Source organism: Ferrimonas sp. YFM, assembly GCF_030296015.1.
In the GTDB taxonomy this organism is placed as follows: Bacteria; Pseudomonadota; Gammaproteobacteria; order Enterobacterales; family Shewanellaceae; genus Ferrimonas.
In genome coordinates this window covers 4655562-4662746 of the sequence record NZ_AP027368.1, presented here as the reverse complement: position 1 = coordinate 4662746, position 7185 = coordinate 4655562, and the positions used below count along the sequence as shown (strand labels likewise).

The 7185-nt window shown below is 56.6% G+C and carries 7 protein-coding genes; all 7 read left to right on the top strand.

The features are described from left to right. Positions 1–389: 389 nt before the first annotated feature. The 7 genes from rpmH (at position 390) to mnmG (ending at position 7106) form a co-directional block, all read left to right on the top strand. Entirely contained in the window at positions 390–524 is a 135-nt protein-coding gene (gene rpmH / locus QUE41_RS21550; RefSeq protein ID WP_028110358.1) for a 50S ribosomal protein L34, read from the top strand. Between the two features lie 26 nt (positions 525–550). After that, the gene (rnpA, locus tag QUE41_RS21545) at positions 551–943 is read left to right on the top strand and encodes a ribonuclease P protein component (protein WP_157509243.1); all 393 of its coding nucleotides are present in this window, start codon (positions 551–553) and stop codon (positions 941–943) included. Then, the gene (yidD, locus tag QUE41_RS21540; protein ID WP_084644026.1) at positions 895–1113 is read left to right on the top strand and encodes a membrane protein insertion efficiency factor YidD; all 219 of its coding nucleotides are present in this window, start codon (positions 895–897) and stop codon (positions 1111–1113) included. Before rnpA ends, yidD begins: the two co-directional genes overlap by 49 nt. A gap of 19 nt (positions 1114–1132) precedes the next feature. Next, on the top strand, positions 1133–2746 hold the full coding sequence (gene yidC / locus QUE41_RS21535) for a membrane protein insertase YidC (protein ID WP_286340989.1): 1614 nt from the start codon (positions 1133–1135) through the stop codon (positions 2744–2746). 78 nt (positions 2747–2824) lie between these two features. Next, positions 2825–4192, top strand: a complete 1368-nt coding sequence (gene mnmE, locus QUE41_RS21530; RefSeq protein ID WP_286340988.1) for a tRNA uridine-5-carboxymethylaminomethyl(34) synthesis GTPase MnmE — start codon at positions 2825–2827, stop codon at positions 4190–4192. Positions 4193–4355: 163 nt separating this feature from the next. Next, positions 4356–4796: an FMN-binding protein MioC gene (mioC, locus tag QUE41_RS21525; protein WP_286340987.1), complete on the top strand. Its 441-nt coding sequence runs from the start codon at positions 4356–4358 to the stop codon at positions 4794–4796. A gap of 420 nt (positions 4797–5216) precedes the next feature. Then, a complete protein-coding gene (gene mnmG, locus QUE41_RS21520) occupies positions 5217–7106 on the top strand; it encodes a tRNA uridine-5-carboxymethylaminomethyl(34) synthesis enzyme MnmG (RefSeq protein WP_286340986.1) in 1890 nt (629 codons plus the stop codon). Positions 7107–7185 lie beyond the last annotated feature (79 nt).

Below are 7185 nucleotides of genomic sequence, written 5' to 3'. Positions count from 1 at the left end.
CCAAGGGCGACAATTCTACCCTTCCTAAAGGGTGATCGCCAGCCATTTACCTAAGTTATCCCCAATTTTGATCCTTGATCTTCCCCCCAAAGATCTGCAGCAAAGGATCCCTAAGATCCTTGCTCAATTGCCTGAGCCACAAGGACTGGAAAGGGATCGCAAAAAACACTATACTCCGCGTCCGCAGGATCCGATCGCGATCGTGCTGTCTATATCTTGGGGTGAGAACACAGTTTTATCCACAAGACATGGGGGTGAGGAGATTTATTGAAAAATCCCCATCTCCAGATTGACTAAGTAGGTCGACTTTTTGTAGAATTCGGCCTCTTTTTTGAACCGATTCCACCGCCTTGTGCGGGAGTCGAAGCTTAACTAAACGGTAAGAAGCTATGAAACGTACTTTTCAACCGAGCGTTCTGAAGCGTAAGCGCAACCACGGCTTCCGTGCTCGCATGGCCACCAAGTCTGGCCGTCAGGTGCTGGCTCGTCGCCGCGCCAAAGGCCGCGCTCGCCTGTCTGCTTAATCGCTAAGATTATGCAAAGCGCATCAGTGGTGCGTTATACCTTTGAGCGGGAGTTACGTCTGTTAACTCCCGCTCAATTCAAATCTGTCTTTGCTAACCCTGTCCGGGCAGCACATCCCCATATGACCCTTCTAGCTGTAGTCAACGATCTGAACCATCCTCGGTTAGGATTGACTGTGGCCAAAAAGCATGTCAAAAAAGCGTGTCAACGCAATCGTATCAAGCGTATAGTCAGAGACGAATTCCGCTTGCATCAGCATAACCTTCCCGGTGTGGACATTGTTGCCATTGCCAAAAAGGGCGTTGATGACCTGGACAATGCCACTCTCCACAAGCTGGTAGAGAAGCTACTAAAAAAGCTTTCTAAACGATGCAAAAGTTGCTCATCGGATTCATCCGACTCTACCAAAAGCTGCTGAGCCCACTTCTGGGGCAAAATTGCCGCTTTCAGCCAACTTGCTCTCAATATGCGATTGAGGCCATTACTGTTCATGGCTGTTTGAAGGGAAGTTGGTTAGCATTAAGACGAATATTGAAATGCCACCCCCTGCACCCGGGTGGCCGTGACCCCATACCTCCAGCGAAATAAAGGTAGAGCTAAACCGGCCATGGACTCTCAACGTAATCTTTTGCTGATCTGTCTCCTGTTTGTCAGCTTCCTGCTGTGGCAACAGTGGAATGCAGATCAGAACCCACAGCCTCAGCCAGTTGCTCAGCAGAGCAGCGCCCAGGTATCTAATGAGGTGCCCACCGGCACCGGTGTCGAACCCCTGCCGGAGCAAGTCTCCACCTCAGGCAAACTGGTCACCGTGACCACCGACACCCTGAAGCTGGTTATCGACACCCAGGGTGGCGATGTCATCGAATCCTCCCTACTGAAGTACCCAGTAACTCAGGACTCCGTCGAGCCCCTGAAACTGCTTCAGCGCCATAACGGCTACAACTATGTGGCCCGCAGTGGTCTGATCGGCGCTCAAGGTCCCGACTCCGCCGCCCAACGTCCCGTTTACCAGGTAAGCAGTGACAGCTTCACCATGGGTGAACAGGGCGAACTGGTGGTGCCCATGACCTTCGTCGACGCCAACGGCATCCGCTTCGAGAAGCGCTTTGTCTTCACCCGTGGACAATATGATGTCCGGGTCGAATATAAAGTGACCAACCCGACCGCGAACAACGCCTCCATGCAGCTGTTCACCGAACTGCGTCAGAGCATCACTGCCGATGAAAGCAGCATGATGATGCCCACCTATCGCGGCGCGGCCTACAGCACTGCCGAGACTCGCTACAGCAAGTACGACTTCGATGACATGAAGGATCGTAACCTGGGCCAGGTCACCCCTGGTGGCTGGGTTGCCATGCTGCAGCACTACTTTGTGACCGCCTGGGTCCCCTCCGCCGACAGCCAGAACGACATCTACTCCAAGGTGTATGGCAGCAGCGAAGGCGCCATCGGTGTGAAACAGCCTGTGACCACAGTCGGTGCCGGCCAGACCGCCACCTTCGACGGTCAGCTGTACATCGGTCCCAAGGATCAGCAAGCCCTGTCTGCCCTGTCAGAAACTCTGAACCTGGTGGTGGATTACGGCTGGTTGTGGTTTATCGCCGTGCCTCTGCACTGGCTGCTGACCGCCCTGCAATCCGTTGTGGTGAACTGGGGTGTGGCCATCATCGGCATGACCCTGCTGGTTCGTGGCGCCCTGTACCCACTGACCAAGGCCCAGTACACCTCCATGGCGAAGATGCGTAAGCTGCAGCCCAAGCTGGAGGAGCTGAAGAAGAAATATGGCGACGACCGTCAACGTCTGAGCCAGAGCATGATGGAGCTGTACCAGAAAGAGAAAGTGAACCCCATGGGTGGCTGTCTGCCTCTGCTGCTGCAATTCCCCATCTTCATCGCCTTCTACTGGGTACTGCTGGAGAGCGTAGAGCTGCGTCAGGCCCCCTTCATGCTGTGGATCACCGACCTGTCGGTTAAAGATCCCTACTACATCCTGCCTCTGCTGATGGGTGCCTCCATGTTCCTGATGCAGAAGATGCAGCCTGTAGCGCCTGGCATGGACCCCATGCAGCAGAAGATGATGCAGTACATGCCCGTCATCTTCACCGTGTTCTTCCTGTGGTTCCCCTCCGGTCTGGTTCTGTACTGGCTGGTGGGTAACCTGGTGGCCATTGCTCAACAGTGGTACATCTACCGCTCCCTGGAAGTTCAGGGCCTGAAGTAACCCACCCTCTCTCTGAAAAGGCGGCATCGATGCCGCCTTTTTTTGTACAATACAGAAAACCCTTTAAAACCTATCCCAATGACCATCACCACAGACACTATCGTGGCTCAGGCTACGGCCACAGGTCGTGGCGGCGTCGGCATCATCCGCGTCTCCGGCCCCAACGCCGAGGCCCTGGCCAAGGCCCTGCTGGGCAGAGTGCCCAGGGTTCGCCAGGCAGAGTACCTGCCCTTCAAGGATGACCAGGGCCAGCAACTGGATCAGGGCATCGCCCTGTTGTTTAAGGCCCCCAACTCCTTCACCGGTGAAGATGTGCTGGAGCTACAGGGACACGGCGGCCCCGTGGTGCTGGATATGCTGCAGCGGGCCATCATCGCCACCGGCCTGGCGCGCTCCGCCCGGCCCGGTGAATTCTCCGAGCGGGCCTTTCTCAATGACAAGATGGATCTGGCCCAGGCGGAAGCCATTGCCGATCTCATCGAGGCCTCCTCGGAGCAAGCCGCCCGCAGTGCCCTGAAAAGCCTGCAGGGGGAGTTCTCCGGCAAAGTCACCGAACTGGTGGAGCAGCTGACTGTTCTGCGCATCTACGTAGAAGCGGCCATCGACTTCCCCGACGAGGAGGTGGATTTCCTCTCCGACGGCAAGATCTCAGCGGATCTGCAGCAGGTGCAGGATGCCCTGGCCCAGGTGCGTGCCAGCGCCCGACAGGGTGCCCTGATGCGTGAAGGGATGAAGGTGGTGATCGCCGGCCGCCCCAACGCGGGCAAGTCCAGCCTGCTCAATGCCCTGGCCGGCAGAGAGTCAGCCATCGTCACCGACATCGCTGGCACCACCCGGGATGTGCTGCGTGAACACATCCACATCGATGGCATGCCCCTGCACATCATCGATACCGCCGGACTCCGTGAAGCCAGCGATGAGGTTGAGCGGATCGGCATCGAACGTGCCTGGGAGGAGATCCAGCAGGCGGATCGGGTACTGATGATGGTGGATGGCACAGAAACCAGCGACACCGATCCTCACAAGATCTGGCCCGAGTTCATGGACAGGCTCCCCAAGGAGATGGGACTGACCACCATCCGCAACAAGCTGGACCTGACCGGAGAGCACCAGATCACCGAACAGAACCAGGACTACCCGCTGTTCAAACTCTCCGCCAAGACCGGAGAGGGGATGGAACCACTGCGTCAGCACCTCAAGGCCTGCATGGGCTACCAGGGGGCCGGCGAAGGGGGCTTCATGGCCCGTGGACGCCACCTGGAAGCCCTGGCCAGGGCCGACGAGCACCTGGTGCTGGGACGCGAACAACTTGAGGTGTTCCAGGCAGGTGAGTTGCTGGCAGAGGAGCTGAGGCTGGCCCAGCAAGCCCTGTCCGAGATCACCGGAGAGTTCAGCTCCGACGATCTGCTCGGCCGGATCTTCTCCTCCTTCTGCATCGGTAAGTAGCTGCCGACGAGTTGTGAAATTGAACAGGAAGAGGCGCCAACTAGGTGCCTCTTTTTTTTGCCTAAATGTCGCACCCGGTCATCAAATTCATGCTGGTTCGTTATACGCTGCCTTTCCTGCCACTGCCCGTATAATGGTGGTCAGAGACAACAAGGAAACCCCTATGACCCAACTCGCCCTGATAGTCGGCACCACCATGGGTGGCGCCGAGGCTGTCGCCGATGAACTGGCAGAGAAGCTGCAAACCCTGGATATCGAAGCCGAGATCCACCTGAATCCAGATCTGGATACCCTGAAACAGACGCCAAACTGGCTGGTTGTTACCTCCACCCATGGCGCCGGTGAACTGCCAGATAACCTCCAGCCCCTGGCAAAATCCCTGGAAGGTGCCGATCTTTCCAGCATTCGATACGCCATTTGCGGCATTGGTGACAGCAGCTATGACACCTTCTGTGGTGCCGCCAAAACCGTGGAAGAACTGCTTCAACAGAACGGCGCCACCGAGCTTGTGAATAAGATCGAGATCGATGTGCAGAGCCTGGAACTCCCTGAAGACAAGGCTTTGGTGTGGATCGATCAGCTGATCCCGATCCTCAAACCCTGATCCTTATACACATCTGATCCAAGGTTACCCACAGAATAGATCTATATACACAGATCTATGTGAGTAACTTTGGATCAAACTGGGATCTACTCTTGGATTAATCCACTCCCTTAGCGAACTCAAGATCTGCCTGTGTATAAAACCCCGATCTGATCCCAGCTTATACTGGAGTAGATCGCGATCTATTCACAGGGATCGATCGCACTTAAGATCCTGATGATCAAACGTAATTCTGGGTTAACCACAGAGATCGGCCTCCTTAAAAAGAGTAATAACAAAGATCTTATATAAAGATCTTTATGATCTATTAGTCGTCAGCCCGATCGCCGAGACTAAAAAATGACCATTTATCTCCGCTTCTGGCAATGCTAGAATGTCGCGCTTTTTCCAGGCTGAGTGACTAAAGGGGTAGTAAGGCAGATGCAGTCTCAGGATCAATATGACGTCATTGTTGTAGGTGGTGGTCACGCCGGCACCGAGGCCGCACTGGCCAGTGCCCGTATGGGAGTCAGAACTCTGCTCCTCACCCACAATCTGGATACCCTGGGTCAGATGTCCTGCAACCCCGCCATTGGTGGCATCGGTAAAGGCCACCTGGTGAAAGAGATCGATGCCCTGGGTGGCGCCATGGCTCGCGCCACCGATCGCGCCGGGATCCAGTTTCGTACCCTGAATGCCTCAAAGGGCCCTGCGGTGCGGGCGACCCGAGCCCAGACGGATCGCGCCCTGTACCGTCAGGCGATTCAAAACATCCTGTTTGCTCAGCCCAATCTCACCGTCTTCCAGCAAGCGGTAGACGATCTGGTGGTAGAACAGGATCGTGTGGTTGGGGTGATCACCCAGGCAGGTGTGCGCTTCGATGCCCGGACCGTGGTGCTGACCGTGGGCACCTTCCTGGGAGGCCAGATCCACATCGGCCTGGACCATTATCAGGGTGGTCGTGCCGGCGATCCACCATCAAACGCACTGGCTCGTCGCTTGCGGGAGTTGCCTTTCCGGGTCGATCGCCTGAAGACCGGCACCCCCGCCCGTCTGGACAGCCGCACCCTGAACTTCGATGTGATGCAGGAGCAGCCCGGAGACACCCCGATTCCGACCGTGTCCTTCATCGGCAAGGCAGAGGAGCATCCTCGTCAGATCTCCTGTTTCATCACCCACACCAATGAGCAGACCCATGAGATCATCCGATCCAACCTGGATCGCAGTCCCATGTATGCCGGGGTGATTGAAGGGGTGGGGCCTCGCTACTGCCCCTCCATCGAAGACAAGGTGATGCGTTTTGCGGACAAGAACAGCCATCAGATCTTTGTCGAACCTGAAGGCCTGAATAACATAGAGATCTACCCCAATGGCATCTCAACTTCCCTGCCCTTCGATGTTCAGCTGAAACTGATCCGCTCCATCCATGGCTTCGAGAAGGCGGAGATCCTGCGTCCCGGCTACGCCATCGAGTACGACTTCTTCGATCCCAGAGATCTGAAGTCCAGCCTGGAAACCCGTTTCATCCAGGGTCTGTTCTTTGCCGGACAGATCAACGGCACCACGGGTTACGAAGAGGCCGGCGCCCAGGGACTGCTGGCAGGCACCAACGCCGCCCTGATGGTGCAGGAACGCGATGCCTGGTCGCCTAAACGTGATCAGGCCTATCTGGGGGTTCTGGTGGATGACCTGTCCACCCTGGGCACCAAGGAGCCCTACCGGATGTTCACCTCCCGCGCCGAATACCGCCTGCTGCTGCGTGAAGACAACGCGGATCTGCGCCTGACCCCAGAGGGCCGTGAACTGGGTCTGGTGGACGACGAACGCTGGGCCGCATTCAACCACAAGGTGGAGGCCATCGAGCTGGAGAAGCAGCGTCTGCGCGCCACCTATGTGCAGAAAACCGGTATTCAGGCGGAGGAGCTCAACCCTCAGTTGAAGACCCCTCTGTCCCGGGAAGCCAACCTGGAAGAGCTGATCCGTCGTCCTGAACTGACCTATGGTCAGCTGATGCAGGTAACGGATCTCGGCCCTGGCCTGGAGGATCCCAAGGCGGCAGAGCAGGTGGAGATTCAGATCAAGTACGCCGGATACATCGAGCGTCAGAAGGATGAGATTGCCAAGGCTCAGCGCAATGAGCAGACCCTGTTGCCGGCCGACATGGATTTCAGTCAGGTGTCCGGCCTCTCTAACGAAGTGGTCGCCAAACTCAAGGAGCACAAGCCCGAGACCCTGGGGGCCGCTTCCCGCATCTCCGGCATCACGCCGGCGGCCATCTCACTGCTGCTGGTTTATCTCAAAAAACACGGTCTGCTGCGAAAAACCGCATAACCGCCAAACGCGGGGCTTTCCAAGCCCCGCTCATCACCGCATAATACCCTATTCTCTATTTTCCAAATCTGAAGGTACC

Coding starts and splice junctions, on each gene's coding strand:
- rpmH (WP_028110358.1), top strand. CDS start 390: ATGAAACGTACTTTTCAACCGAGCGTTCTGAAGCGTAAGCGCAACCAC.
- yidD (WP_084644026.1), top strand. CDS start 895: ATGCAAAAGTTGCTCATCGGATTCATCCGACTCTACCAAAAGCTGCTG.
- yidC (WP_286340989.1), top strand. CDS start 1,133: ATGGACTCTCAACGTAATCTTTTGCTGATCTGTCTCCTGTTTGTCAGC.
- mnmE (WP_286340988.1), top strand. CDS start 2,825: ATGACCATCACCACAGACACTATCGTGGCTCAGGCTACGGCCACAGGT.
- mioC (WP_286340987.1), top strand. CDS start 4,356: ATGACCCAACTCGCCCTGATAGTCGGCACCACCATGGGTGGCGCCGAG.
- mnmG (WP_286340986.1), top strand. CDS start 5,217: ATGCAGTCTCAGGATCAATATGACGTCATTGTTGTAGGTGGTGGTCAC.